The sequence below is a fragment of the Acinetobacter sp. 8I-beige genome (assembly GCF_902505955.1).
GTDB lineage: Bacteria > Pseudomonadota > Gammaproteobacteria > Pseudomonadales > Moraxellaceae > Acinetobacter > Acinetobacter johnsonii.
Window position 1 is genome coordinate 1,199,187 of the sequence record NZ_LR732792.1, and the last position, 25,105, is coordinate 1,224,291.

A 25,105-nucleotide genomic window follows, 5' to 3' on the forward strand; every position below is an offset into this window, starting at 1 on the left:
AAAAACCGAGCAATTGCTCGGCTTTTTTTGTTGGATGGGATTAGTTCGCGCGAATCCAAGTTTGGTTACGGCCTAATGCAGCCACACCAATGTAGCCACGAAGCTCTAGTTTTTTACCACCAGCAGCAATGTTGCCTTTTAATTTATAAGTTTTACCCGTTTGCGGATCTAAAATTGATCCACCTTCATAGCTTGTACCACCCGCGTTTTTCAGACCATGTACAATCGTTAAACCTTTCAACGATTTGTTTTTGTATGGGCCTTCACACTTCGTACATGCATTTTCTTCACCTGGTGTCAAAATACCTTGAATACTCGCAGTTAAAGTTCCATTTTTTTGCTCAGTGAATTTAACCAAGGCTTTCGCTTGTTTAGTTTTATCATCAATCGTTTTCCAAACAGTGCCATTCAGCGGATCTGCTGCATGAGCTAGAGCGGTTAATCCTAGTACGCTTAGTGCAAGTGCAATTTTTTTCATTTTTGTCATTTCCCTAGTCTAGTATAGACGACTATCATTATTAAAAAGTCACAACAATTTTTCAATTTTTCAATGTGACCAATTAGTGTAACCTTGTAAATTATGTTGGTAAATACACAAACTCAAGGTAAAACAAATAACAAAATGGAATAACTATGAAGATTGCCGATCCATGGAAACAAATTTTGACGGAGCAGTTGTTAAAAACCACGATTCGAACCCCAAGTCGCTTTAGTCTCCCACCCAGTAGTCAGCGTTTTCTTCTTGAACAAATGTGCCGTGCATTTCCGCTCAATAAGTTGATCCGCATTCGCCCTCTACGTCTTGCAGGCCTGTGTGCGGAAGAATTAAAACCTGAAACTGAAGCCACTCAGCTCATTTTACACATTCATGGTGGGGCTTTCTTTTTAGGTTCAATGAATACCCATCGTGCTTTTGTCTCAGACCTTGCAGCCAGTACACAAATGCAGGTCATTCATCTTGACTATCCTTTGTCGCCTGAACATCCCTATCCTGAAGCCATTGATGCGCTGTTTGACGTTTATCAGCTGTTATTGGAGCAAGGTATACAAGCCAAAGACATTATTTTATCAGGGGATTCATGTGGTGCAAATTTAGCCCTAGCCTTGGCACTGCGCATTCGTGATGAGCAACGTCCTCAAGTCAGTGGGCTGATTCTGCTTTCACCATTTTTGGATTTAAGCTTAACCAGTGAATCTATTCGCTATAACAGCAAACTCGATGCGCTATTATCGATCGAAGCCCTTGAAACAGGCATCGATTATTATGTCCCAAAGCAAATTGACCCAGCCGACCCGCTCATTTCACCCTTATTTGATGATTTAGCAGACCTCCCGCCGACCCTTATACAAGTTGGTTCGAAAGAAATTCTCTTGGACGATGCCCAACGGTTTAGAGATAAAGCGACCAAGGCCGGCGTAGACGTGACATTTAAACTTTACACAGGCATGTGGCATAACTTTCAAATGTTTAATGCATGGTTTCCTGAAGCTCAAATGGCGTTAGATGATATCGCAACGTTTGCTCAAGCGCTCGACCAAGACTAAACAAATTCCGCATAAAAAAAGGTCAGCTTAACGCTGACCAAGTGAGTAATCATGGAACTACAGTTATTGTTATTAGATCGTTTGCACCTGCGCTAGAGCTGCTGCAATGGCTTTGTCTTTCAGCTCTGGGCCCATATTCACGCCTTCAGCACGAATGATTTCAACATCGGTCACACCAGTAAAATTAAAGACAGTTTTTAAGAAGCCTTCTTGGAAGTCAACAGGACTATTTTCACCATAGACACCACCACGACTACTGGCAATATAGGCTTTCTTGTCACCAGCCAAACCGACAGGGCCATTTTCAGTATATTTAAAGGTACGACCTGCAACACTAATACGGTCAATCCATGCTTTTAAAGTCGAAGTAATCCCGAAGTTATACATCGCTGCACCAATCACCACAACGTCCGCATCTAAGTACTGTTGAATAATACGTTCGCCCAGAGCCGATTGTTCTGCATTTTGACCCATTAAAATTTCTGCGTCTAAATGTGGAATCGGTTGCGTTGCCAAATCCAAATATTCAACCTCAACTTGCGCATGCTTTTCGCTGAGTTGCGAAACAATGGCTTGGCTCAACTGACGAGACACAGAAGCATCCGCCATAATACTTGAATCAATATGTAAAACTTTCATGGGATGTTCCAACATAATCTTTATTGAATAGTTGCATTTTAAAATAAGATTATCCTTAGAATAATAGGCCTATTCAAAACACTATGTTCTAAAAATAGAATGGTCTTTCCCTTCTGAGCTACATACTCAGTTCGTCACCTTTGATACCGTCTTTTTATAAGATTGTGATATGTTGAAAGCAATGTATAAGAAATCAATCACATTATTTAAAAAATAAAGCGGATATATCAAGGATGAAACGATTGAATGAGTTCATGGTTCTCAATATCTAAACAGCTAAGCAACAGCAAACTTTCTCATTATCTACTTGAAGAGGAAGTGATTATGAACTGGGATACCTTGAAAAAGTGTATTTTAATCCTTGTTCTCGGCTGTTGTGTCAATTTGATCTGGTTAGTTTGGGAGACTTATGTACTTCTCAACTCAGAATATTGGCATGTCGTTAATGTTCAGCTTTTGCACCACAAATTGGTTATTAATTCCATTTTTTTCATCACGTTATTGGGTTTGATTTACCCTTGCTATGCCCTACAAAAACAAGCTTGGGTAAAACGATTCCTCCCTTATATTGCGATTGGAATTTTAATCATTTCACTTTGCTATAACGGTTATATGATTGGGGTGTTTAGCCCTGTCACTATGGTGGTCTATATTTGTCTGATCGCTGTCGGTTTGGTGTTGTTTGAGCGAAAGATCGTGTATGCGATGTTAGTCCCTGCTACATGCTTCTTAACCTTCTCAGGCTACCTCAGTTTTATTGATGTGATTCCTTATGCTCCTATTTTTCAGATTGATGGCCAACTCTTTCTCAATGGGTTTTGGCTCCTGTCGATGCTGTATTTCGTTATTCCCATCCTAATCACTTGTCTGATTTTATTTGAAATTTTACTTAGCCAATGGCGACATCGTGAACGACTGATTCAACATTTAAGTCAGACCGACCCACTGACCAATACATTTAACCGTCGCCGTATTAGCCAAAGTTTAGAGTATTTGCATCAGCAAGATCCGCAGAATCCCTATGCCGTCGTCCTCTTAGATCTCGATCATTTTAAAAGCATCAATGACCAATTTGGACATCATATGGGAGATAAAGTGCTCGTCGCAGTGAGCCAAGAATTAAATGACCAGATACAAAAACATGACCTAGTGGGGCGCTTTGGCGGAGAGGAGTTTATCCTTATTTTAAAACATGCTTCACTCTCTAAAGCCCATCAAATTGTGGAACGTTGTCGTTCAGCCATCGAGGCTTTAGTCATTAACAATGATGAAGGCCAATCTATCCATGTCACAGCTAGTTTTGGTATTGCACAATCTCACCATGGACTCAGACCTCAGCAAGTTTTGAGTCAAGCAGACAAAGCACTCTATGCCGCTAAAGCCAGTGGACGTAATCAAATCAAATGCTATTTAGAAATCAATCCCGGTGAGCTCAAATATAGCGCTGCATGTGGTGACACACAGCACATTTCACCTAACTAAACGGCTTCTGCCCGTGCCGCGTCGACCCATTGTATGACCGCAGGATGCTGCATAATGTGTTGCATATACTGCTGGCTGCGTTCAGATACAGGTAGTGCATAACTCTTGAAACGCATCACTACAGGGGCATAGAAGGCATCGGCTATAGAAAAATCACCAAATAAAAAGGTATGCTCATCCGAACGCTGTGCCCAAATTTGTTCAATTCGTTCGACATCTGCTCTTAATTCAGCATGCTGCGCACACAAAGCTAGCCCCTCAGCTATGCTGTACTGCGCCTGAATATTCATGGGGCATAATTGGCGTAGTGCCATAAAACTACTGTGCATCTCACCACTGATACTCCGTGCTTCTGCTCTCAAATAGTCAAGCTTGGGCCACAGGGCTAAATCTGGATTTTGCTCGGCCAAATATTCACAGATGGCTAAAGAATCCCAAATTTTAAATTCACCCACATCCAATACAGGCACTTTAGCATTGGCATGAATCTGAGACAGTTGCTGCTTAAAGGTCGGGTCTTCTACATCAAAGCGAATGAGGATTTCTTCAAAATCCAGATCAAATGCAGTCAAGACCAACCATGCTCGCATCGACCAACTGGAGTAATTTTTATTGGCAATATATAAACGTTGCATACCCGCTCTCCTTCAGGTTAAAAACGTTGTAATTGAGCTAGCAGTTCAGCCTCAGTAAATGTACCGGTTAAACGTAAACCACGAATTTCTTGTTGTGAGGCATCTAAGAATAGATAGGTCGGTGGTCCTAAAATATCCCACTGGTTTAAAAGCACTTGATGGGTTGCATCGTAATGACTCAAATCCAATTTAATCAAATAATATGGCGCAAGCGCTTGCTGTACCGTTGCAGACTTTAATATACGGTGTTCAATCGGCTGACAAGCAACACACCAATCCGCATAGACATCGATAATGATTTTTTGACCTTTTGGTGCTTGTGCCAAGAGCTGCTTAAACTCCGCTGCCGTCGCTGCCACATGCCAACGCGCAGATGCAGCCATAGGTGCTTCAAAGAAACGCTGACTCTGCTGATATTGGCTATAAGCAATGTAAGTCCCGCCAATGACTAAAGCTACAATGTACAGCATACGCAACTGGGTTTTATGCCACATCAAACGATACAATACATAGATAATAAAGCTTAAACCTAGCAGCAGACTCAGTGCTTGCATCCATGTTTCAGAAAGCAAAGGACGCACAAAATACAGCGCCAAAGCCAACATGATAAAAGCAAAGAATACCCGAACCTGATTCATCCACAGCCCAGCACGAGGCAATACCTTAGCGCCCAGTACGCTTGCCAGTAACAGTGGTGTACCCATACCAAACCCTAAGGTGAACAACAAAATGGCCCCTTGCCACTGACTTTGTGTCTGCGAAATAAATAGTAAAGCACCTGCCAAAGGCGCCGTCATACACGGTCCAACCAACAGCGCAGAGATCATGCCCATAATCGCAGCACTGATCAGGCTTCCACCCTTTTGCATAGACTGGATATGATCAAGTTTATTCACCACGGCTTGCGGCAGTTTAAGTTCAAACAAACCAAATAGATTGAGCGCGAATAAAACAAAAAGAATGCTAAAAGCAATCAGGGTGGATGGCTGTTGTAACCAACGCTGGAAGTTCAAACCTGCTGATGAGGCCACCAAGCCCAAAATGGCATAGACCATGGCCATACTGCACACAAAGACCAAGGCAATCATCCATGCTTTGAGGCCTTTGCTATCGCGAATAATTAAAGAGGTTAAAATCGGCAACATCGGTAAAGAACACGGCGTAAACGCGAGTAATATCCCGAGGCCAAAGAACAGCAATAAACCATAAGCCAATGAGCTTTTGGCTAACTCTTCAGACCAAATTTGATCTTGCGCAGCCATCGCATCGGAAGCTGTTGCGGCAGGTTCAGCAGTGACCGTTGGGTTGATAGGCTCAAATTGCGAATTCGACTGCGCGGCTAAATCTAACAGTCGTTTTGATCCACCCGCTTGATCTTGTAGGCTGACCAAGCCATTGACATCAGTTTTAAACTCAATGCTTTGCGGTGGATAGCAAATACGATCTTTGGCACAGCCTTGCCAAGTCACCTTATAGGTCTGCGAGGCCTGTGTGTCTAAGTCAAATTGCACTTGTTGATAATAAACTTGGGTGTGTCCATAGTTTTCATCATACAAATCATGCGCAGGCGGCAGCTCAAGCTTAAGGGACTGACCCGCCTGCTGTACTTCAAATTTGTGCTGATACAGATAATACTGTTCAGGGATATTCCAGTGCAGTTGAGCGGTATGCTCAGTCGTGGATTCCACTGTAAATGGAAAAGCATCTTCAGCTGAAAGAAGTGGAGTTTCCGCATGAACGTTTAGGATACTGGCCCAGATACACAGATTGATGATCAATACTGACAGCGCCAGATACCACGTTTTGCCGCTCATCCCCTGTTTCAGATGAAGATGCTTTTTCATAATATGTTCTTTTTTCTAATTAAAATAAGTATGAAACGCCAAGTCCTGAATAATAACTTTTATCTGCACCATTTAAGTCAACACCAACACTTGCGTCCAACTGCATCCGATTATTCACCGCATACATGACACCTGTACCGAGCGCATATTCATTGTCTTGACTTTCTGCTTTACGGTAAACCAATTCAGAGAAACCACTGAGTTTATCGGTAAATTGGTACTCTAAAGTCGGAATTGCAGAAATGGCCCAATCACTATTTTGCACTTCATAACGCATGGTGATGGATGTCGACACGAGGTCACTATAATCGTATGCCACCACAGATGACAGACTATAAATATCATCTTCATTGGTGAAACCATCATTACCTGTGGCAATAATCGCTTCAGCCAGTACCGCCATACTCAAGCGTTCATCATCCAAAGGAATCGCCGCTTTCACACCCACACTGACATCACCCAAACCATCTGTTTCAGACTTATTGCCTGCCACTTTCATTTGTTGCCAAGAGGGCCCAGCCCAACCCAATTGCAATTCGATGTTTTCAGCTAAACCTGTGCGCAATAACATATCTGCATTTAAGCTGGTGGTTTTGACTTTTTCACCATGAGCCGTGGTCGATTCAGCATAGTGCGCATTGGCCAAGCCCTGCTCCCAAGCCAACTGCCCCACAGGCGTAATCCCTGTCCCTATGCCCGAACCTGGGCGGTCAAAGGAAAAATCTGCAGCCATCGCATTCATACTGAACCCAGCGGCTACACATAAACCTAAATGTTTTAATTGCATCATGATGATCTCGCTGTTTAAGCTAATTCTTTTGTCATTTTTGCACCATGCTGACGAAGCAACTCTAAAGTTTGCTTTTCTTCAGCCAATGCTTCGGCCCAATTAATTTCGTCAAACTCACAATCAAAGAATAAATCGCTAATTGAAGATAAAATAGTTAAGCCATCTTCATCTTTGGTGTTTGGATCAACTTTTTCATCCAATAAGCGTTTGACCGCGGGCGCACATGCAGCACTTGCAGCATCCCAAAGTGGGCCATAAATTTCTTCTGTATCCCACAAATGCAAGTTTGCTTTGCCATGAATCAGTTGTTCTAAAATATCTAAATGTACCGCTAGAGTCTGTTGTTTTTCTTGTTCTGACAGCGGTGCGCCTGCTTCATACGCTTCGCAAATCGCTTCCCACCATTTGAATAAGCCATCTGACCAGACAGAAATCACAGGTCCTTTTTCAGGATCGATAAAATTGAGACTTAACCCATCAGTCAATAGACGTTGAACTTGTTGAAGATCTAATTCTTCAAGTGCTTGCACGAAAGCTTGTTGTTGCGCGGTTAACATGGAGATGACGCTCTTCAATTCAGTTTATTCTATTATGCCGAATAAACGGGACATTTGTTATCCGTAATGTTGGATAAAAGTGAGTGCCCAGCATTAAAAAAGCCCCTGATTGAGGGGCTTTTTTTAAATTCGGTGAGGTTTAATCTTCCTCATCATCAACTAGGCCATCATCCTGATCTGCATATACAGGTTGGCCAGCACGTGGTTTATCATTTTTTTCAAAGGTATGTTCTAAACTACGTTTAAGGCGATCGATCGCGCCATGAATCGCAGTATCGACATTATGACCTTTATGATTTACAACCACGGGTTTTAAACCTGCTGGACGCGCTTCAATCATACATTGAATGTCGTCATCTCCGCCTTTATGGCTATTGGCATCACTTAGATGCACTGAAAAGTGGGTAATGCGCTCACTGTGACGTTGAAATTCTTGATTCAGCTCTTCGCGTATATAACTAATTAAACGGTCACTATTTTGAATGTTTTTATCTGTACGGATTTCTATGTTCATAAAATAACATCCTCTCTCTTTCTTTATTCGACTCTTTTTTGTACGAAGATTTGTATCTCTTGGCACACTTGTAACTTACTGTTTTAACAGTATTCGACCATCTTCAATTGCTTTGGAATTTAACCTCCATCGATTGAATGATGAACACTTTTGAGTCTGCAGATCTGTGTCCTTCTCCTTTGAATATCGGGCCTAACTGAAAATTATGCAAGTGATATTTTTAAAAAAATATGAAAAGGATACTTATTGTGACAAGCCCTTACTTGCATGGCTAAAAACAGATGGATTTGATTCCATCTTCTAACTATTCACGTGACTTCATTGGCTAGAATGAACAAAAACATCTAATGATTATGACAACTTCAATTACGGCAGGAATGACTGCAAACATCGATCATTCATTCTTTGCAAACATGCCCAAATAAGTGCAAACCCTGTTCCATTCTAGGATTTTCCCGTGCTGTATCATGTCGATATTGCTAAATTTATTATTCAATCCCCTAACATTTTTTCCAGGAAGGTCCATATCAAATTAAGTGTCATGCCTGAAAGGTAACATTAAACCATTTGGTAAAAAAAGTATAAAAAATGGCTCATTTTGATATCTATTTTCCATGACGTTCGTCAAATTTGGCTTTATTTTTGCTTAATAATCGGTATCCTGTATCCGATTTTTTGGGGAAATATTCATGAAACTGACTCAAATTGCTGCTTTCGTAGCATTATCTTCTGCTGCGGCAATCTCTCAAGCTGCGCCGATTTGGCAAGACTTTAGCTTCACTGGTTTATATGGTGAAAACTACAAATCACCATTTGTGACTCAAGACGAAAAACTTGAGCAAACAACCATTACTGCAGAATATGCAGCTGGCTTCAAATATGGCGATTTCTTCGCTTTCGCTGACCGTACCAACAACGATGCTGATGGCAATGAAACTTACTTTGAAGTTGCACCACGTTTCAGCTTAGGTGCGATGACAGGAACTAAACTTGAGCTTGGCCCAGTTAAAGATGTGTTAGTTGCAACGACATGGGAAGGCGGTGAAGGTTTCAACAACTACCTCTATGGTATTGGTTTTGCCTTAAATGTGCCATATACACAATATGCAAACATCAACTTCTACAAAGCAGATAACGACCTGACTGATGATGATTATCAAATGACCATCACCTATGCAGTACCGTTCAAACTTGGTTCTGAAGACTTTTTAGTTGATGCCTTCCTTGACTGGTCAACTGCTGAAGATGACCATGCAAGCGAGTTAAACTGGACTAGTCAGTACAAATGGAATGTAGGTAAACACATTTCTCCAGATACACGCCTATACATGGGTATCGAGCACTCAGTTTGGAATAACAAATACGGCTATAAAGGCGTTGACCAAAATGATGTAAGTGCGTTAATCAAATACCACTTCTAATTCACTTTTGTGAATATCCAAAAGCAAGACTTCTGTCTTGCTTTTTTTTATGCAAAAGCAGCATGATAAAGCCCCAACGCATACAACCTTGCCTTCATGTCTTTTCTCATTCGTCCAGCCACTGAACACGATCTACCCGAGATCCAAAACATTTATAATGCAGAAGTCTTACATGGCATGGCCACTTGGAATGAACATGCCTATGATTTAGCGCATTTCCAAAAACAACTACTACACTTTCAACAAAACCAATTTCCATTTTGCGTGGTGGAAGACCAAGAAACGCAGGCTATTGCTGGCTTTGCAGACTATGCCACCTTCCGTAATTTTTCAGGCTATCGTTATACCGTTGAGCACTCGATTTATATTTCACCTAACTATGCTCGTCAGGGCTTAGGCCAGCAGCTTTTAGCCTATTTGATTGAACAGGCGAAATTGCAGCAAATGCATGTCATGGTTGCAGGAATTGACCACGCCAATCTGGCTTCAATTGCTTTGCATGAAAAGTTTGGCTTTGTACAAACTGGCTATATGCCCCAAGTCGGACAGAAGTTTGGGCAATGGCGTGATCTGGTGTTGATGCAACTGCTGTTAAATCAGTGAAGTCGGGACTAAATTGTCACTGGTGACGCTGATCACGGCATAGGTATGCTTGGCCGCATGTTCATAAAAGTTTCTGAGCTGAGCAAAGACTAAACTCAACTCGGCAAATTGCAATTCAATCGATTCGGTCTGGATGCCATGTTCCTGTTCTAAGCGTTTCAAACAATTGGTTTGCATATGCTTTTTAAAGTCTTCGATATCCAGTTTTTCTAAAGCCTCTTGGACTTCAACCACACGCACCGCGGTGTTATAACGTACCTCTGTAAGTTGTTTTTGGCGCTCTGCCAAGTGATGCTCGGCTTGCACACTCAAAGCCAGTAAAGAAGTGCCAGACTTAAAACTGCCTTGCAATAAGGTCTGTAAGATTTTCCAGTTTTTACCTAAAAGCAGATGTGACTCGATGTGCTCCGAATTCAGCACATCGTCGACAGAAATAGATTCTAAAATCAACGTTTCCAAAGCATTGGGCGGAATACTTAATAATAATGTGTCCATATGGCTGCTCTTATTGTTGTTGCTTTCCCTTAGCTTAACGCGTCTAAAAGCATACTGCTCAAACAATTTGTATGAGTAATTTTTCAGTTTCTATCATCCCGCTATCTTGAATAATTCCAAGCCCCTAAAGATTGTCCCTTTACTTCGAATAGTTCCCTATGTTTTATTCAAAGCATAACGAAAATGGAATCAAATCATGCTTAAGTATCCATTCTTGATTGGACTTTTAACTGTAAGCACACTCGCTTCAGCAGACGACACCTTTGAACAAGAACTTCGCCAAGGTTGTGCTAAAGTCAAAAGCTCTGCCAGCACTGGTAAGAAATTTTATGATCAAAAACAATATCAAAAAGCGTTAGAGCAATTTCAGTATCAGGCGACGTGGTCTTCTTTTTGTTTAATGAATCAACCTGAAAGCGGTGTATCTCTTACTGAGCGTGATGTCGAAATTGCCAATAACAATGTCGGTTTAAGTTATAGCAAGTTGGGAAAACCGCTTTGGGCTAGAGCATGGTTTTTGCGTGATGCTGAGTCTAAATCCAGTCAATTTAATTTAAAGCAACTGCCACCCCCTAAACAATCAGCAACACTGGCAGGTAAATATGTGCAGTATGCAGGCTTTGGGCAGTGGAATCAGATTAAGGTAAAACCGCTTAACAATGTATATCAGATTGAATTTAATGGTCTTTATATGGGACTACGCAGTCTCATCTATGGCCCCAATATTGGCGAATTTGAAACCACAATGCCGCTCAATCGAACTCAAGCGCAATATCAGGTCGACGACTGTAAAATTAATTTAAAGTTCGCCTTCGATCCCAAAATGGGACACACCATCCGTGTCAGCGAAACCAATAACATGAGCTGTGGTTTTGGGCACAATGTTTCGGCAGACGGTTTATTTCTAAAAGTAGACTAAGATCGCGATACAATATTCAATATTTTCATCATTATCCCCCTCTCCCTTTGGAAGAGGGGGAGAATAAAAAAGCTTAAATCGCCACCAACTCTCGAATACCTTTTGCAGGCATTTCACAGCCTGCCCCTTGCGCAATCACTTGTCCACGGGCCATGACGGTATATGCATCGGCCAGCTCCTCGGCAAAATCATAAAACTGCTCGACCAAAACCACCGCCATGTCGCCGCCATCCGCCAGTTTACGAATCACTCGGCCAATGTCTTTGATAATAGAAGGTTGAATGCCTTCTGTGGGCTCATCCAAAATTAACACCCGAGGCTCTGATGCTAAAGCACGCGCAATCGCCAGTTGCTGCTGCTGCCCTCCTGATAAATCCCCACCTCGGCGGTGCTTCATTTCATCTAAAATTGGGAAAATTTCATACAAATGCTCAGGCACTTTTCGAGTTTTCGCCCCCTTAAACTTGGCCATACCAATCAAGATATTTTCTTCGACTGTTAAGGTCGAAAAAATATCACGCCCTTGCGGCACATAAGCCAAACCCGCACGCACGCGTTGCTCGGGGCTCATTTTTGAGATGTCCTGACCATCAAGTAGAATCTGTCCGGACTTAATCGGTAAAATCCCCATTAAACATTTCAGTAAAGTGGTTTTCCCTACGCCATTCCGCCCCAACACCACGGAGCACTCTCCTACAGGTGCTTGAAAGGAGACATCTCTTAAAATATGGCTGCCACCGTAAAACTGATTGACGTCTTTGACTTCTAACATGGTCGGCTCCTTAACGTCCTAAATATTTCTCAATCACATCTTCATTGGCCTGTACCTCAGCCAATGTACCTTCGGCTAAGATCGCCCCTTGAGCCAGTACAGTCACTTTTTCACTGATAGTGTCGATAAAGCTCATGTCATGTTCAACCACCACCAAGGTGTGATTTTTCTTTAACTCTAAACATAGCTCAGCGGTTCGTTCTGTTTCGGCATCGGTCATACCCGCCACAGGTTCATCGAGTAGAATCAGCTTAGGACGTTGCATAAGCAACATGCCGATTTCCAACCATTGCTTTTGTCCATGTGACAACAGCCCCGCAGGTTTGTGTACCCATTCTTCTAGGCGAATTTGAGCTAAAGACTCATCTAAAGCCAGCTGTGCGTCCGGATCTAGTTTGCTAAAAAAGCTTTTTTTGACGCGCTTATCTTTGGGTGCAGCGAGTAGTAGGTTTTCCATCACGCTAAAGTTTTCAAACACCGTTGGTTTTTGAAATTTACGCCCAATGCCTGCTTCCGCAATTTGCTCGGTACTCATCTTGGCCAAATCATAGTTTTGCCCAAAAAAAGCGGAGCCTTCGGTCGGTCGGGTTTTCCCCGTAATCACATCCATCAGTGTGGTTTTACCTGCACCATTGGGCCCAATGATGCAGCGTAGCTCCCCTTCTTGGATGTATAGCGATAAATCATTTAAGGCACGAAAAGCATCAAACCAAACACTAACTTTTTCCATGTACAGTGCAATCCCATGGCTAAAGTCGGCACCTTGTTCTTTGGGACGTCCATAGCCATCTGAAGCATGGCCACCATGAGGTTGAATCATTTCACTCATTCGCTACGCTCCTTTTTAAAACGGTCAAACAGACCAATGACACCTTTGGGTAAGAAAATGGTGACCACAATAAATAAAGCACCCAAGATCAATAACCATGCTTCTGGATAAGCCACGGTGAAATAGGTTTTCACACCATTAATTAACCCTGCACCCAAAATTGGACCAATCAAAGTCCCACGCCCACCCGCAGCCACCCACACCGCCATTTCAATCGAATTGACAGGGTTCATTTCACTCGGGTTAATAATGCCTGCTTGGGGCACATACAATGCTCCGGCAATACCTGCAATCACTGCGGACAGTACCCATGCAGAAAGCTTGTACCACAGCGTACGATAGCCCAAGTACTGCAAGCGGTTTTCACTGTCTCGAATCGCCCCTAGCACACGACCGTAGGGTTTATTCATGAGATGACGCAACCCTACAAAGCACAACATCAACACCAAAGCCGTTAGGGAACATAAGGTGGCACGCATGGGAGCAGAAGTGATATCCATGCCTAAAATAGTCTTAAAGCCTGTAAACCCATTGTTTCCGCCAAAGCCTGTTTCATTGCGGAAAAATAACAGTGCCGCAGCAAATGTCATGGCCTGCGTAATAATCGAGAAATACACGCCTTTAATTTTGGAGCGAAAGGCAAAGAAACCAAAGATGAAGGCCACCATACCAGGCACCAACACCACCAAGGCCAAAGCCCATAAGAAATGATTGCTGCCCACCCAATACCACGGCAGTTCAGTCCAGCTTAAAAAACGCATAAAGTCAGGCAGACTGTCACCCGCTGTCTGACGCATCAGATACATGCCGAAGGCATAACCACCAAGGGCAAAGTACAAGCCATGGCCTAGGCTTAAAATGCCTGCATAACCCCAAACCAAGTCCAGCGCCAAAGCCACCAGAGCCAAACACATGATTTTGCCAATCAAGGTGACCCAATACGCAGAGAGATGAAAGGCAGAATCTGCCGGTAGCAAATGTAACCAAGGCAGGATCAACATCACCGTAAAGCAGACCGCAATAGCGAGCGCACTATAAGGTTTATCGGAAAATAAAGAAGTGATTTTCATGCCCTTACTCCACAAAACGGCCTTTGATGGCAAACAAACCTTGTGGACGTTTTTGAATAAACAAAATCACAAGAACCAGTAGAATAATTTTCGCAAGAACAGCCCCCATCCCAATTTCAAGGACTGTACCGCTGATCCCTAAACCAAGCGCCGCCAGCACAGCTCCCCAAACTTGTCCTACACCACCTACCACAACAACCAAGAAAGCATCGATAATATAGTTCTGACCCAAATCAGGCCCAACATTACCCACTTGTGCTAAGGCACAGCCTGCTAGACCAGCCAGCCCAGAACCCAGCCCAAAGGCCAACATATCGATACGGCTAGAGCGGATACCGACAGCACGTGCCATTTGACGGTTTTGTGTTACGGCACGAACAAACAGACCAAAGCGAGTTTTATTGAGTAGGTAAACCAACAGCAGTAACACCGCAACCGTAAACACAATAATGGCAATCCGGTTATACGGCAGCATCAAACTTGGACTCAGCGCTATCCCGCCCGATAACCAAGAAATATTCGAGACTTCAACATTTTGCGCGCCAAAAATCATCCGCACCAATTGCATCAAAATCAGACTGACCCCAAAAGTGGCCAACAAGGTTTCAAGCTGACGGCCGTACAGTGGACGAATCACCGTCCGTTCAATCAACATGCCAATTAAGGCGCTCACTAAAAAGGCTGCAGGAATAGCTGCAATTAAATACCAATCGACATAGCTACCCAAGTAGGTCTTAAACAGGCTTTGCACCACATAGGTGGTATAAGCCCCAATCATAATCAACTCACCATGCGCCATATTAATCACACCCAGCAGGCCATAAGTGATGGCTAAACCGAGCGCTGCTAGCAGTAAAATGCTGGCTGTACTGAAACCAGAAAATACATGTCCAGCCCATTCACTGGCTTGAATGCGGGTTTTAATCTGACTTTTGGCATCCAGCAAAACAGCTTTGAGTTCGGGGTTCAAATTTGATTGTGTTAAAGCCTGCTCAACCAGTGCCAGCACCTCGGGACGATTGGAATCAGTAAGGACTTTAGCAGCCTGAATTTGGACTAAAACATCTGGACTTTCAAAGTCGAGGCGCGCTTTGAGCTGTGCCAAGCGCTGTTTAACTTTATTATTTTGTTCATGCAGATAGAGCTGATTAATCTGCGCAACATTCAGTTCAGACAGATTATTTTCTAAAATATCAATGGCTGCTAAACGTTGGGCAGATTCTTCAGATTTTAATTTGGCCTGTGCCTGCCCAAAATTTAAGGCTTTACGTAAAGTGTTGACCAAAGTTACCTGAGACAAATCCCCCGGCCAAGTGTCAATCACTTGCTCATCGGGATAACGCAATAATTTTTCATTATTTTTTAAAATATACGTCGTGCCTGCGCTGTCCCGATACAGCTCATCACTGTCGATCAGTGCCACCAATCGATCAAATTCTTCAATCGTCCCCGGCCATTGGCTCAGCATGGCACGGCGCTCAGCAAACTCAGCTTTGACAAAACGTTGAATCGTATCGCTCGATGCTGATACGCTTTGGGTCTGAGCAGAAAGTTGAGCCTCTTCAGCCCAAATACTGCTACTCACGAACTGTGCCATTGCGCACAGCAGTGCGGCACAAAAAAATTTAAGATTCATAATATGACTTCCTTAAGCTTGCTTAAAACATCCCACATCGGGATGTGCTTACTGAAAAGCCCACAGCAATCGCAGCAGGCTCAACGCTTAAGAAAATTATTTAGGAATGTACGGACTCCAAGGTTCCGCCTTAATCACTTTTGGTGTTTTATAGACCACATCAAACTGACCATCACCACGGATTTCACCAATCATCACTGGTTTTTGTAGATGATGATTTTCAGCATCCATTTTTAAGGTATAGCCTGAAGGTGCTTTGAACTCTTGACCAGCCATCGCAACGCGAACTTTATCAACATCGGTGCTGCCTGCTTTTTCAACCGCTTGCTTCCATATATTGATGCCCACATAGGTGGCTTCCATCGGGTCATTGGTCACGATTTTGTCAGCATTCGGCAGCTTATACTGCACCGCATACTGCTTCATTTTATTCACAAATTCGGTGTTGGTCGGATTTTTCACCGACATGAAATAGTTCCATGCAGCCAAATGTCCAACCAATGGTTTGGTATCAATACCACGGAGTTCTTCTTCACCCACAGAGAAAGCCATGACAGGAATATCTGAAGCTTTAATGCCTTGGTTACCCAGCTCACGATAGAACGGCACATTAGAATCGCCATTGATGGTTGAAATGACCGCGGTTTTCTTACCCGCAGCAAATTTCTTCACATTACCGACAATGGTTTGATAGTTACTATGACTGAAGGGTGTGTACTCTTCCATGATGTCCGCATCGGCCACACCTTTGGACTTCAAGAACGCACGTAAAATTTTATTGGTGGTGCGTGGGTAGACATAGTCCGTACCGAGTAGAACAAAGCGCTCTGCTTTACCACCCTCTTCGCTCATCAAATATTCCACCGCAGGAATCGCCTGTTGGTTCGGTGCGGCGCCTGTATAGAAAATATTTTTCGACTGTTCCTGCCCCTCATACTGCACTGGATAGAACAATAAACCATTCAACTCTTCTACCACAGGTAACACTGACTTACGTGATACCGATGTCCATGAACCAAAAATCACCGCGACTTTATCTTGGGTAATGAGTTGTCGTGCTTTTTCAGCAAATAAAGGCCAATCAGATGCTGGGTCGACTACGACAGGTTCTAATTTTTTACCCAGCACCCCACCATTGGCATTAATTTCATTGATAGTCATCAAGGCCGTATCTTTGAGTGAGGTTTCAGAAATTGCCATGGTGCCTGATAGCGAGTGCAAAATTCCGACTTTGATGGTGTCACCGCTGCTCACTGCCGCTGTTGGCTCAGACGTTGCTGTTTCCGCTTTCTCCGCAGGTTTTGAACAACCTGTCAAAGCAATAGTCCCCATCATTGCAGTTGCAAGGAATGTTTTAGTGAGTAATTTTTGTTGGAACATCTTGATTTTCTCCAAACTTGAAACTTAGGGTGCATTTTGCAATGCATGATTGTTATTCGCGCTATGAGTGCCAATTCAATTTCTATGCCAAGCAGGGTTTTATGATGTGAAAATCATTGTAAAAATTTTAATTATTTCAATATTTATCAATTATTTATTAATTTTTAAATGCACTGTATTTTAGGTAGATTTGCGCTCAAATGGCTACTTTTCTGCATACAAACTTGTATACATCATGTGTTCCAAATCAATTCATTTCGCCTAATTCAGTCGATTGATCTGGAAAATTGTGCACAGATTAGGCGCAATTTTATTGCTCATCTGCGCAGCAAAAAGCCCGCAATGTGCGGGCTTTTTGATTTTGTCCTTAGCGGTACTTAAACCACTAACTCGGCCAAGTTACCTTTCTGCTCTAACCATTCTTTACGGTCACTCGAACGTTTTTTGGCCAGCAACTTGTCCAACAAACCAGCAGTAAAATGACTGTCATCCAAATCTAATTGCACCAAACGGCGTGTGTTTGGATCCAGCGTAGTTTCACGCAGTTGGCTTGCGTTCATTTCACCCAAACCTTTAAATCGAGTAATTTGCGGGTTCTTGGTTTTGCATTTTTTTAACATGCTTTCGAGCTCGTCATCGTCCAAGGCATAGTGCACATCTTTTGCATCATCAATTCGATACAGCGGTGGCATCGCCACATACAGATGTCCCTCTTCAACCAAGATCGGAAAATGTTTCACAAACAAAGCACACAGCAGCGTCGCAATGTGTAGACCATCCGAGTCAGCATCGGCCAAAATACAGATCTTGCCATAACGTAATTCTGATAAATCATCCGACCCCGGATCGACCCCGATCGCAATGGCAATGTTATGCACTTCTTGCGAAGCCAAGACTTCATCGGAAGAGACTTCCCACGTATTTAAGATTTTTCCACGGATAGGCATGATCGCTTGGAAGTTTTTATCACGCGCCTGCTTGGCTGAACCACCCGCAGAATCCCCTTCCACAATGAACAGTTCAGACTCTTCTAAGGTATGCCCAACGCAGTCTGACAGTTTTCCGGGCAAAGTTGGCCCTGCCACAATTTTCTTACGTTCGACCTTTTTCGCAGCTTTCAGACGACGACCTGCTTTTGAGATCGCCATTTCCGCCAACTGCATAGCAATATCGGAATTTTGGTTCAACCACAGTGCAAAAGCATCTTTGGCAATGTTTTGAACAATGCCCGATGCTTCACGGCTGGATAAACGCTCTTTGGTTTGGCCTGAAAACTGTGGCTCTTGGAACTTCAACGATAAAATATAGTTCACGCCATCCCAAACGTCTTCAGCCGACAGCTTCATATTGCGTGGCAGCAAGTTACGCAGTTCACAAAACTCACGCATCGCATCGGTTACACCTGAGCGTAGACCATTCACATGGGTGCCGCCCTGTGCCGTTGGAATCAAGTTCACATAACTTTCTTGAACCAATTCTCCGCCATCGGCATTCCAACAAATGGCAAATTCGGCACTGGCACGCTCTGCATCTCCTGTTGCCACAAAGGCTGGATGAGGCAGAATCTCACGATCCTCAATTTCATCCATCAAATAATCGACGAGGCCATTTTCAAACTGCCAAACGATTTTTTCGTCATTAATTTGGTCGACATAATTGATTTGCAAACCTGCCGCCAAAACGGCTTTAGCTTTTAAGTTGTGCTTCAGCGCTTTCAGGGCAAATTTCGGTGAATCAAAATATTTGGCTTCAGGCCAAAAGTGAACGGTGGTTCCTGTCGCACGCTTCGGAGCTTTACCTTCTAGCACCGTCAAGGGTGCAGTCGGTTCACCGTGCTCAAAGGCCATTTGGTAAAGGTTGCCTTGACGCTGAACTTCTACTTCGACTCGGCTAGATAAGGCATTTACCACAGAAATGCCTACACCATGCAAACCGCCTGAGAACTGGTAGTTGTCGGTACTGAATTTACCACCTGCATGCAGCTTGGTCAGGATGATCTCAATCCCGCTTTGACCATATTCGGGGTGAATATCGACAGGCATACCGCGACCATTGTCTTCGACTGAGAGTGAACCATCTTTATAAACGGTGACGGTAATTTTGTTGGCATGACCAGCCAGTGCCTCATCGACTGCATTATCAATAACCTCTTGCGCCAAATGGTTTGGGCGTGTGGTATCGGTATACATGCCGGGACGACGACGTACCGGATCTAAACCAGATAATACTTCAAGCGATTGAGCCGTATATTGAGACACGTTGTACTGTTTCCTTATTTTAAGCAGTCCGATAAAAACTGTAATGCCATCGGTATTTTGTCTGCGAAATCTTCCATCGCATGATTGCCTTGCGTTTCCGAGATCACGAGCGCTGCGCCATTATAATAGCGCTGTGCTTCACGATAATCCAAAACTTCATCGCCTTGTTGCAATAACACTAAAATTTTGTCTGCATCTTGCACAAATGGCAGCTCAATCTGTTCTAAATAGTCCAATTGCGCATCATCGAGCGTCCAATGTTCATTAACTCTATAGGGCAGTTGCGTCGCACCAAATAGATCTCGGAACAAATGCCATGGTTGCATAGCCGGATTGATCAGCACAGCCGGTACTGCCAACTTCGCGACCAGTTGTGTCGCATAAAACCCACCTAAACTGCTGCCCACCAGCACCACCTGATCCAGCTCCTGAATCAAGGCGGCCAATTTTTCTAAGGCCAAATGTGGCGGCATGTTCAAGTCTGGCAAATGCACGTGCCACTGTGGACGAGATTCGCAATAGCGTTTCAGCAATTGACCTTTAATCGATAAAGAACTGCTTTGAAAGCCATGTAAATAAATAATATTCATGCTGTACATTTACTCTTCTACATCATTTTTATTGAGCTCAAAAGAGATGGCTTCAGCCGACTGTATTATTTTGTATGGATATAAAAATTGTCAGACAAAAAAATAAGGTCATCTGTGTATTCATCGCTATTGTAAAAGTTGTTCGAGATGAATTAGATAAGCTAGAGTGCTAAGAATTTATACCGTGATCGTTGAAAAAAATAAAGTCCCTTTGGACACAGAAACACAAGGGTAGAAAAAATGCCAAGTTTAACGCCTCTGCACGAGACCTATTGTAAATGGGATCGTACTCCTCCCAGCCAAGCCGACCTGCTTGAAGGGATTGCTCAGTTGGTGACAACCCGCTTAGGCGATGTCGTCCACGATTTAATTCAGGCCATTCAGCGTGAAATTTTAATCAGTTTATTTGGAATGAATGAAACCAGTTCCAAGAAGTTTCTGTCGACACGGTCAATTGAAAAAATTTACCAGTTTTCCTTCAATACCTTGCAAAACTACGGTAGCTATTTATTGGCGCCAAGTTTGCGTCATATCATTGAAAAATTTCCAAATTTGCATCGCAAATCCTTAACCCCAACCATGCATTATTTAGTCGGTGCAATCAATGGTGTTTTGGGCGACTATTTACTGAAATATCACAACCCTGTGGCGCTACCGATGGTGTTTTATGATCATTACGGTGCTATCCAGCAAGGCGAGTTGTCTGGTCGCGTGGTGATTATGGTCCACGGTCTTTGCATGAACCATTTGTACTGGAGCACGGCGCGTTATGGCGGTATAGGGGAAAAACTGCTGGCGCAACGTGCACAAAATACCATGCTATATCTCAACTACAACACGGGTCGTCGTATTTCAGCCAATGGGCGTAGCTTTGCCAACTCACTACAAGATTTACTCAACCGTAACCCACGGATTAGCTCGATTGATCTGATTGGACACAGTATGGGCGGACTGGTTTCGCGCAGTGCGCTGTTCTACGGCAAACAAAATATGCAAAGCTGGATTCATGTGGTGGAAAACATGGTCTGTATTGGTTCTCCGCATCATGGTGCGGCTTTAGAACGTTTTGGCTTTCATTTGCAGGACAAATTGGGACGTTTCCCTTTTGTCAAAATTATTGGGCATATCGTCAACATTCGCAGCAACGGTATTTTAGACTTACGTCATGGCAGTGTGCGGGATGATGACTGGGAACATAATGAAGCGCGTATTGGTCATGTCGATGACAACCGTAAGCCAGCCCCTTTACCCTCTCATATTAATACCTTCTTAGTGGCAGGTACCATTGAGTTTGAGCATCGCAAATATCGTGCGCTCAATGTGATCGGGGATTACTTGGTCAGTGTGAAAAGTGCCTTAGGCGAGCACATGAATCCACGCTTTCAACTGAAAGTCCCCGATTCACATAAAGCCATTTTCTACGGCTTAAACCATTTTGAGCTACACACCCATGCCAGTGTTGCCGAACAAATCGTGAATTGGTTCTATCCAAATCCAACCGAAACGGAATATGGTCAAGTGCATGAATACATGATCGGGCTGGATGACTTAGAAGGCATTGCACTCACCTAAATCACTGATACACCCAATAAAAAAGCCAACACGACGTTGGCTTTTTTATCTTTATTATTTTTTCTGTACGTGGCTTGGATATTTACGCAACAATTGACACAGACTAATCAACGCCAGTGTCACAAAAAACACCAACGACCACACAGGTAAAGACTGACCTAAGAAAGTCCAGTCTACCAGTGCACATTCACCTGAACCTGTTAAGACTTGCTCAAACACAGCACGCAGCGGCAACGTGTCTAACCAATAATCCAAGCCTGGGCCACAGCTCGGCACTTGATCAGGCGGTAAGCTCTGTAACCAAACGTGACGTGCTGCCACACCAGCCGACCATAAGATCGAGAGGCTGCCTAAAAATGCATAAAAGCGTTTAAAACCATTCGATGCAGGGTTATGCAAAAAGGCAATCAGCGAAATAATCCCCAGTCCAATCAGTCCCACACGTTGGAACACACAGAGTGGACATGGGTTTAACTGTAGCGGGCCATGCTCTAAATACAAGGCAAAGGCCATCCCGATGATACTGGCTAAAACCAAAACACCACTCACGAAGCGATAACTCCATTGCATGGTCAATCCTCTTAATTTTTTATCTAAATTGCGCAAGATACTGTTCAAAACTCAGTTGACTGTCTTGCTCTAATTGCTGTTGTTGTTGCAGTGATTGCGTGGCTAAATCGTCAAAATAAGCCCATGTCTCTGCACTCAACTGATGACGCTCATAACTCGATGCATGTTGTGCAGCCATTTGGCTACCAAAGCCCCATGTCCCACCCGCTTCCAGAGTATCTTCTATCATCTGCGCCGACAAAGTATCATCAACTTCAGCGACTCTCTGTTGCATGACTGTCATCGCTTTGCTATAGAGTGTGGTGTCATAGCACTGATCTAACAACACAACCAGTTCTTGCATCGCCTCTAAATGAGACTGACTCCATGCTTCAATTGGGAACGATTGCTCACCCACAGCAATTGCAGCATTCGGTGCGCGACCACGATTGACCACTTCCGCTTGGTTTTTCTCGATTTGATCTTGCTCTTCAGCTAATAAATCTGGGCTATCCAGCAGTAAGCAATACAGCGCCAGCACTTCTAAGAAACCTGCGGTATCTTCATTGATCCCAATTGGGCTATATGGGTTCACATCCACCGCACGCAGTTCGACATACCCAACGCCTCGATTGCTCAGTGCTTGTGATGGCGTTTCACCTGCTTGCGGTACTTGCTTTGGACGCACCAAACTGTAGTACTCATTTTCAATTTGCAGGACATGATCATTAATTTGAATCGGCTCGCCCTGCGCATCGTTGAGGCCTAAACGACTAAACGGCGCATAAGCCGTTTTGACTGCCTTTTGTAGGCCTTCGAGATAACCGTCGATATTGTTGTAATGAATACCGAGCTGCTTTTGTGCTGAGTTTTGATAACCAAAACGTCCCATTCGCAAAGCAGTCGCATACGGTAAATACAAGGTCCCGCGCAGCAATGGCAATAGGTGGTGTTCACGCCCTGTCATAAAACACTGGCAGACCGATGGGCTTGCCCCGACCAAGAACATCACCAACGGTGTGAGACGAATAAAATTGCGGATCAAACCAAAATAGCGGTGACTACGATAGTCTTGTGCAGATAAGGCTTTTAGTGCCTCATCTATTTCGTGTTGTTGTAATTGTTCAAACAGTTGATCAGGAAAAGACAAGTTATAGTGTAAACCTGAAATGGTTTGCATACGACGACCATAACGTACCCCTAAACCATGACGGTATAAGGTCTTGAACTTCCCGATATTTGAGCTGCCATATTGGGCTAAGCGAATTTTATCGTCATTGTCATCCAACATACATGGCATCGACAGCGGCCAGAGCTTTTCACCATGTTCCAAATGACGATGCGCCACGCTATGAATGTCTTTTAAATAGTGCAACGCCTCAGTAATGCTGGGCTGGGGTGGCGTAATAAACTCTAATAAAGCTTCTGAATAATCCGTCGTAATATGCGGATGAGTCAGCGCAGAACCCAAAGCTTGAGGGTGATCGGCTTGTGATAAAAAACCATCACTTTGCATGCGCAGACTTTCACGCTCAATCCCGCGTAACATCCCTTGCAAAAGTGATGAATTGACCCAAGTCGGTAACACAGCTGTAGATTTAGATGCGGGTTGACCCATTACAATCTCACTTTTTGGAAGAAACAATTACAACGACGAATAAAATAAAATCATCAGTTTATATCAGTATAACGTGATTTTAATTCGGCACATTACACCCAGTCCTATTTTCAAGTAAACCATCTGTTCTATTTTTTCGGAAAATATTTATCACAAAGTTACGCTATTAGACATGTCAAAAGTGTGATTGTATTGAAGAATAAATGCTAAAGAATTGTAAACTTTATGAATTATCAAGAAATTTTAGATTTTTGGTTCGATCCTAAAAACCAAAGCTGGTGGTTTAGCCAAAATGATGCGTTCGATGCACTCATCGAAGAAAAATTTAAGACAATTCATCAACAAGCGGCACATGCTGAGCTATGGTCTTGGCGCAGTAGTGCTGAAGGGCGTTTGGCTGAAATTATTGTGCTCGACCAACTGTCGAGAAACCTGTATCGCAACAGTCCTTTGGCCTTTGCTCAAGATGCCTTGGCCTTGGCTTTAGCACAAGAAGCCATCACGCTACAACTGGATGCAGCGCTGCCACCCATACAACGTAGTTTTTTATATATGCCCTTTATGCATAGTGAATCGAAACTTATTCATCAATATGCTTTAAAATTGTTCGAAGACTTAGGCAATCCGATTAACCTCGATTTTGAACAGCGTCACAAAGTGATTATCGATCGTTTTGGACGCTATCCGCATCGGAACCAAGTCCTTGGCCGCAACTCAAGCCAAGAAGAACTGGATTTTTTGACTCAGCCCAACAGCCATTTTTAACTGTTCGGCTTCTCCCTCTGTGCTAAGGAGTCTATCTCATGAAGAAAATTTTAATCGCCTGTGCACTGGCGACGGGTCTGAGTTTAGTAGGCTGTGCCTCTACCCCCTCAAAGCCCTTAACCTTCGACCAGTTAGGTCGGTTTAGTAATACGCCATTAAACACCTCGACTTATCGCATCAGTTTCCAAGCGCGCCCAAATATGAGCTATGGCACGGCTGAAGAAATTACCCTGGTCAAAGCCGCGCAAACCACAGTGCAAAATGGTTATCGTTTCTTTAAAGTACTGAATGACCCGAGCAACCAAAACCAACCGCCCCGACAAGCCGTGGTGTATTCAAACCCAATGCCTTATTACCCATATGGTTATTATTCTCGTCATCCAGCCTTTTGGCCTGATCCGTTCTACGATGTACCACGTGTAGTCGACATTGACCCCGTGCAAGTGTCATACAGCATTCAATGCTTTAAAGACCAAAAATCGGCACCAAGCGATGCCTTTGATGCCACGCTGATTTTAAAATCGCTGGGTGGAAAATACGGTTTGAGCCCAACCGGTGAAGTGCTCCCACCGCCTGAACCGAGTAGCCCCGCGTCGACCAGCAAATAAAGCATAGAGCCTGC

The 25,105-nt window shown here is 43.5% G+C and carries 25 protein-coding genes; 8 read left to right on the forward strand and 17 right to left on the reverse strand.

The genetic code is table 11. From position 1 onward, the window contains the following. Positions 1-40: 40 nt before the first annotated feature. Entirely contained in the window at positions 41-478 is a 438-nt protein-coding gene (locus GVX98_RS16055; RefSeq protein ID WP_004691748.1) for a DUF2147 domain-containing protein, read from the reverse strand. A gap of 155 nt (positions 479-633) precedes the next feature. Here GVX98_RS16055 and GVX98_RS16060 point away from each other — a divergent pair, with 155 nt between their 5' ends. Next, positions 634-1,545, forward strand: coding sequence for an alpha/beta hydrolase (locus GVX98_RS16060; protein WP_159128643.1), 912 nt, complete (start codon positions 634-636; stop codon positions 1,543-1,545). A gap of 72 nt (positions 1,546-1,617) precedes the next feature. On the opposite strand, the gene GVX98_RS16065 is transcribed toward GVX98_RS16060, so the two are convergent. Continuing rightward, the gene (locus tag GVX98_RS16065; RefSeq protein ID WP_087011908.1) at positions 1,618-2,184 is read right to left on the reverse strand and encodes an FMN-dependent NADH-azoreductase; all 567 of its coding nucleotides are present in this window, start codon (positions 2,182-2,184) and stop codon (positions 1,618-1,620) included. Between the two features lie 246 nt (positions 2,185-2,430). On the opposite strand from GVX98_RS16065, the gene GVX98_RS16070 reads away from it, so the two are divergent. After that, complete coding sequence (locus tag GVX98_RS16070) at positions 2,431-3,666, forward strand: GGDEF domain-containing protein (RefSeq protein ID WP_171503356.1); 1,236 nt, start codon at positions 2,431-2,433, stop codon at positions 3,664-3,666. Here GVX98_RS16070 and GVX98_RS16075 read toward each other — a convergent pair. The 5 genes from GVX98_RS16075 to GVX98_RS16095 form a co-directional block, all read right to left on the reverse strand. Next, on the reverse strand, positions 3,663-4,301 hold the full coding sequence (locus tag GVX98_RS16075) for a glutathione S-transferase family protein (protein ID WP_159128644.1): 639 nt from the start codon (positions 4,299-4,301) through the stop codon (positions 3,663-3,665). The two genes, GVX98_RS16070 and GVX98_RS16075, sit on opposite strands and share 4 nt — an antisense overlap. Before the next feature lie 17 nt (positions 4,302-4,318). Further along, positions 4,319-6,145, reverse strand: a complete 1,827-nt coding sequence (gene dsbD, locus GVX98_RS16080) for a protein-disulfide reductase DsbD (RefSeq protein ID WP_159128645.1) — start codon at positions 6,143-6,145, stop codon at positions 4,319-4,321. 19 nt (positions 6,146-6,164) lie between these two features. Then, entirely contained in the window at positions 6,165-6,935 is a 771-nt protein-coding gene (locus tag GVX98_RS16085; protein WP_159128646.1) for a transporter, read from the reverse strand. A gap of 14 nt (positions 6,936-6,949) precedes the next feature. Beyond that, positions 6,950-7,492 carry a hypothetical protein gene (locus GVX98_RS16090; protein ID WP_004978318.1) on the reverse strand — a complete coding sequence of 181 codons (543 nt, stop codon included), beginning with the start codon at positions 7,490-7,492 and terminating at the stop codon, positions 6,950-6,952. Between the two features lie 139 nt (positions 7,493-7,631). Next, on the reverse strand, positions 7,632-8,006 hold the full coding sequence (locus tag GVX98_RS16095) for an HPF/RaiA family ribosome-associated protein (RefSeq protein WP_004691760.1): 375 nt from the start codon (positions 8,004-8,006) through the stop codon (positions 7,632-7,634). Between the two features lie 689 nt (positions 8,007-8,695). On the opposite strand from GVX98_RS16095, the gene GVX98_RS16100 reads away from it, so the two are divergent. Both GVX98_RS16100 and GVX98_RS16105 read left to right on the forward strand, forming a co-directional pair. Next, the gene (locus tag GVX98_RS16100) at positions 8,696-9,427 is read left to right on the forward strand and encodes an outer membrane protein OmpK (RefSeq protein ID WP_159128647.1); all 732 of its coding nucleotides are present in this window, start codon (positions 8,696-8,698) and stop codon (positions 9,425-9,427) included. Positions 9,428-9,523: 96 nt separating this feature from the next. Continuing rightward, positions 9,524-10,030, forward strand: coding sequence for a GNAT family N-acetyltransferase (locus GVX98_RS16105; protein WP_159128648.1), 507 nt, complete (start codon positions 9,524-9,526; stop codon positions 10,028-10,030). On the opposite strand, the gene GVX98_RS16110 is transcribed toward GVX98_RS16105, so the two are convergent. Beyond that, positions 10,019-10,525 carry a DUF1877 family protein gene (locus tag GVX98_RS16110; protein WP_148825309.1) on the reverse strand — a complete coding sequence of 169 codons (507 nt, stop codon included), beginning with the start codon at positions 10,523-10,525 and terminating at the stop codon, positions 10,019-10,021. The genes GVX98_RS16105 and GVX98_RS16110 overlap by 12 nt on opposite strands. A 196-nt stretch (positions 10,526-10,721) precedes the next feature. On the opposite strand from GVX98_RS16110, the gene GVX98_RS16115 reads away from it, so the two are divergent. Next, positions 10,722-11,444: a hypothetical protein gene (locus GVX98_RS16115; RefSeq protein WP_159128649.1), complete on the forward strand. Its 723-nt coding sequence runs from the start codon at positions 10,722-10,724 to the stop codon at positions 11,442-11,444. Positions 11,445-11,517: 73 nt separating this feature from the next. Here GVX98_RS16115 and urtE read toward each other — a convergent pair whose 3' ends face one another. From urtE to GVX98_RS16150, 7 genes are all read right to left on the reverse strand, one after another. Beyond that, the gene (urtE, locus tag GVX98_RS16120; RefSeq protein WP_004691766.1) at positions 11,518-12,216 is read right to left on the reverse strand and encodes an urea ABC transporter ATP-binding subunit UrtE; all 699 of its coding nucleotides are present in this window, start codon (positions 12,214-12,216) and stop codon (positions 11,518-11,520) included. 10 nt (positions 12,217-12,226) lie between these two features. Beyond that, positions 12,227-13,045, reverse strand: a complete 819-nt coding sequence (urtD, locus tag GVX98_RS16125) for an urea ABC transporter ATP-binding protein UrtD (RefSeq protein WP_159128650.1) — start codon at positions 13,043-13,045, stop codon at positions 12,227-12,229. Continuing rightward, positions 13,042-14,115 carry an urea ABC transporter permease subunit UrtC gene (gene urtC / locus GVX98_RS16130; RefSeq protein ID WP_159128651.1) on the reverse strand — a complete coding sequence of 358 codons (1,074 nt, stop codon included), beginning with the start codon at positions 14,113-14,115 and terminating at the stop codon, positions 13,042-13,044. Before urtC ends, urtD begins: the two co-directional genes overlap by 4 nt. Before the next feature lie 4 nt (positions 14,116-14,119). Beyond that, a complete protein-coding gene (gene urtB, locus GVX98_RS16135; protein WP_159128652.1) occupies positions 14,120-15,751 on the reverse strand; it encodes an urea ABC transporter permease subunit UrtB in 1,632 nt (543 codons plus the stop codon). A gap of 96 nt (positions 15,752-15,847) precedes the next feature. Then, positions 15,848-17,131: an urea ABC transporter substrate-binding protein gene (urtA, locus tag GVX98_RS16140; protein WP_159128653.1), complete on the reverse strand. Its 1,284-nt coding sequence runs from the start codon at positions 17,129-17,131 to the stop codon at positions 15,848-15,850. 377 nt (positions 17,132-17,508) lie between these two features. Continuing rightward, positions 17,509-19,389, reverse strand: coding sequence for a DNA topoisomerase IV subunit B (gene parE, locus GVX98_RS16145; RefSeq protein ID WP_159128654.1), 1,881 nt, complete (start codon positions 19,387-19,389; stop codon positions 17,509-17,511). A gap of 14 nt (positions 19,390-19,403) precedes the next feature. Next, positions 19,404-19,979: a YqiA/YcfP family alpha/beta fold hydrolase gene (locus GVX98_RS16150; protein ID WP_078388343.1), complete on the reverse strand. Its 576-nt coding sequence runs from the start codon at positions 19,977-19,979 to the stop codon at positions 19,404-19,406. A gap of 240 nt (positions 19,980-20,219) precedes the next feature. Here GVX98_RS16150 and GVX98_RS16155 point away from each other — a divergent pair, with 240 nt between their 5' ends. Next, complete coding sequence (locus tag GVX98_RS16155) at positions 20,220-21,551, forward strand: hypothetical protein (RefSeq protein ID WP_159128655.1); 1,332 nt, start codon at positions 20,220-20,222, stop codon at positions 21,549-21,551. A gap of 54 nt (positions 21,552-21,605) precedes the next feature. On the opposite strand, the gene GVX98_RS16160 is transcribed toward GVX98_RS16155, so the two are convergent. Then, on the reverse strand, positions 21,606-22,121 hold the full coding sequence (locus GVX98_RS16160) for a disulfide bond formation protein B (RefSeq protein ID WP_159128656.1): 516 nt from the start codon (positions 22,119-22,121) through the stop codon (positions 21,606-21,608). A gap of 19 nt (positions 22,122-22,140) precedes the next feature. Continuing rightward, positions 22,141-23,718 (reverse strand): glutamate--cysteine ligase, encoded by a 1,578-nt coding sequence (gene gshA, locus GVX98_RS16165; protein ID WP_159128657.1) that lies wholly within the window; start codon positions 23,716-23,718, stop codon positions 22,141-22,143. Between the two features lie 225 nt (positions 23,719-23,943). Between gshA and GVX98_RS16170 the strand changes: the two genes are divergently transcribed. Beyond that, positions 23,944-24,483 (forward strand): DUF924 family protein, encoded by a 540-nt coding sequence (locus GVX98_RS16170; protein ID WP_159128658.1) that lies wholly within the window; start codon positions 23,944-23,946, stop codon positions 24,481-24,483. Between the two features lie 38 nt (positions 24,484-24,521). Beyond that, positions 24,522-25,091, forward strand: coding sequence for a hypothetical protein (locus GVX98_RS16175; protein ID WP_058951504.1), 570 nt, complete (start codon positions 24,522-24,524; stop codon positions 25,089-25,091). The last annotated feature ends 14 nt before the right edge of the window (positions 25,092-25,105 follow it).

Bases quoted from the DNA above. Each gene is read 5' to 3' on its own strand.
- dsbD (WP_159128645.1), bottom strand. From the start codon at position 6,145: ATGAAAAAGCATCTTCATCTGAAACAGGGGATGAGCGGCAAAACGTGG.
- urtB (WP_159128652.1), bottom strand. From the start codon at position 15,751: ATGAATCTTAAATTTTTTTGTGCCGCACTGCTGTGCGCAATGGCACAG.
- urtE (WP_004691766.1), bottom strand. From the start codon at position 12,216: ATGTTAGAAGTCAAAGACGTCAATCAGTTTTACGGTGGCAGCCATATT.
- GVX98_RS16055 (WP_004691748.1), bottom strand. From the start codon at position 478: ATGAAAAAAATTGCACTTGCACTAAGCGTACTAGGATTAACCGCTCTA.
- GVX98_RS16155 (WP_159128655.1), top strand. From the start codon at position 20,220: ATGCCAAGTTTAACGCCTCTGCACGAGACCTATTGTAAATGGGATCGT.
- GVX98_RS16170 (WP_159128658.1), top strand. From the start codon at position 23,944: ATGAATTATCAAGAAATTTTAGATTTTTGGTTCGATCCTAAAAACCAA.
- GVX98_RS16150 (WP_078388343.1), bottom strand. From the start codon at position 19,979: ATGAATATTATTTATTTACATGGCTTTCAAAGCAGTTCTTTATCGATT.
- GVX98_RS16105 (WP_159128648.1), top strand. From the start codon at position 9,524: ATGTCTTTTCTCATTCGTCCAGCCACTGAACACGATCTACCCGAGATC.
- urtA (WP_159128653.1), bottom strand. From the start codon at position 17,131: ATGTTCCAACAAAAATTACTCACTAAAACATTCCTTGCAACTGCAATG.
- GVX98_RS16090 (WP_004978318.1), bottom strand. From the start codon at position 7,492: ATGTTAACCGCGCAACAACAAGCTTTCGTGCAAGCACTTGAAGAATTA.
- GVX98_RS16060 (WP_159128643.1), top strand. From the start codon at position 634: ATGAAGATTGCCGATCCATGGAAACAAATTTTGACGGAGCAGTTGTTA.
- GVX98_RS16115 (WP_159128649.1), top strand. From the start codon at position 10,722: ATGCTTAAGTATCCATTCTTGATTGGACTTTTAACTGTAAGCACACTC.
- urtD (WP_159128650.1), bottom strand. From the start codon at position 13,045: ATGAGTGAAATGATTCAACCTCATGGTGGCCATGCTTCAGATGGCTAT.
- GVX98_RS16175 (WP_058951504.1), top strand. From the start codon at position 24,522: ATGAAGAAAATTTTAATCGCCTGTGCACTGGCGACGGGTCTGAGTTTA.
- GVX98_RS16065 (WP_087011908.1), bottom strand. From the start codon at position 2,184: ATGAAAGTTTTACATATTGATTCAAGTATTATGGCGGATGCTTCTGTG.
- GVX98_RS16095 (WP_004691760.1), bottom strand. From the start codon at position 8,006: ATGAACATAGAAATCCGTACAGATAAAAACATTCAAAATAGTGACCGT.
- GVX98_RS16075 (WP_159128644.1), bottom strand. From the start codon at position 4,301: ATGCAACGTTTATATATTGCCAATAAAAATTACTCCAGTTGGTCGATG.
- urtC (WP_159128651.1), bottom strand. From the start codon at position 14,115: ATGAAAATCACTTCTTTATTTTCCGATAAACCTTATAGTGCGCTCGCT.
- GVX98_RS16110 (WP_148825309.1), bottom strand. From the start codon at position 10,525: ATGGACACATTATTATTAAGTATTCCGCCCAATGCTTTGGAAACGTTG.
- GVX98_RS16070 (WP_171503356.1), top strand. From the start codon at position 2,431: ATGAGTTCATGGTTCTCAATATCTAAACAGCTAAGCAACAGCAAACTT.
- gshA (WP_159128657.1), bottom strand. From the start codon at position 23,718: ATGGGTCAACCCGCATCTAAATCTACAGCTGTGTTACCGACTTGGGTC.
- GVX98_RS16160 (WP_159128656.1), bottom strand. From the start codon at position 22,121: ATGCAATGGAGTTATCGCTTCGTGAGTGGTGTTTTGGTTTTAGCCAGT.
- GVX98_RS16085 (WP_159128646.1), bottom strand. From the start codon at position 6,935: ATGATGCAATTAAAACATTTAGGTTTATGTGTAGCCGCTGGGTTCAGT.
- GVX98_RS16100 (WP_159128647.1), top strand. From the start codon at position 8,696: ATGAAACTGACTCAAATTGCTGCTTTCGTAGCATTATCTTCTGCTGCG.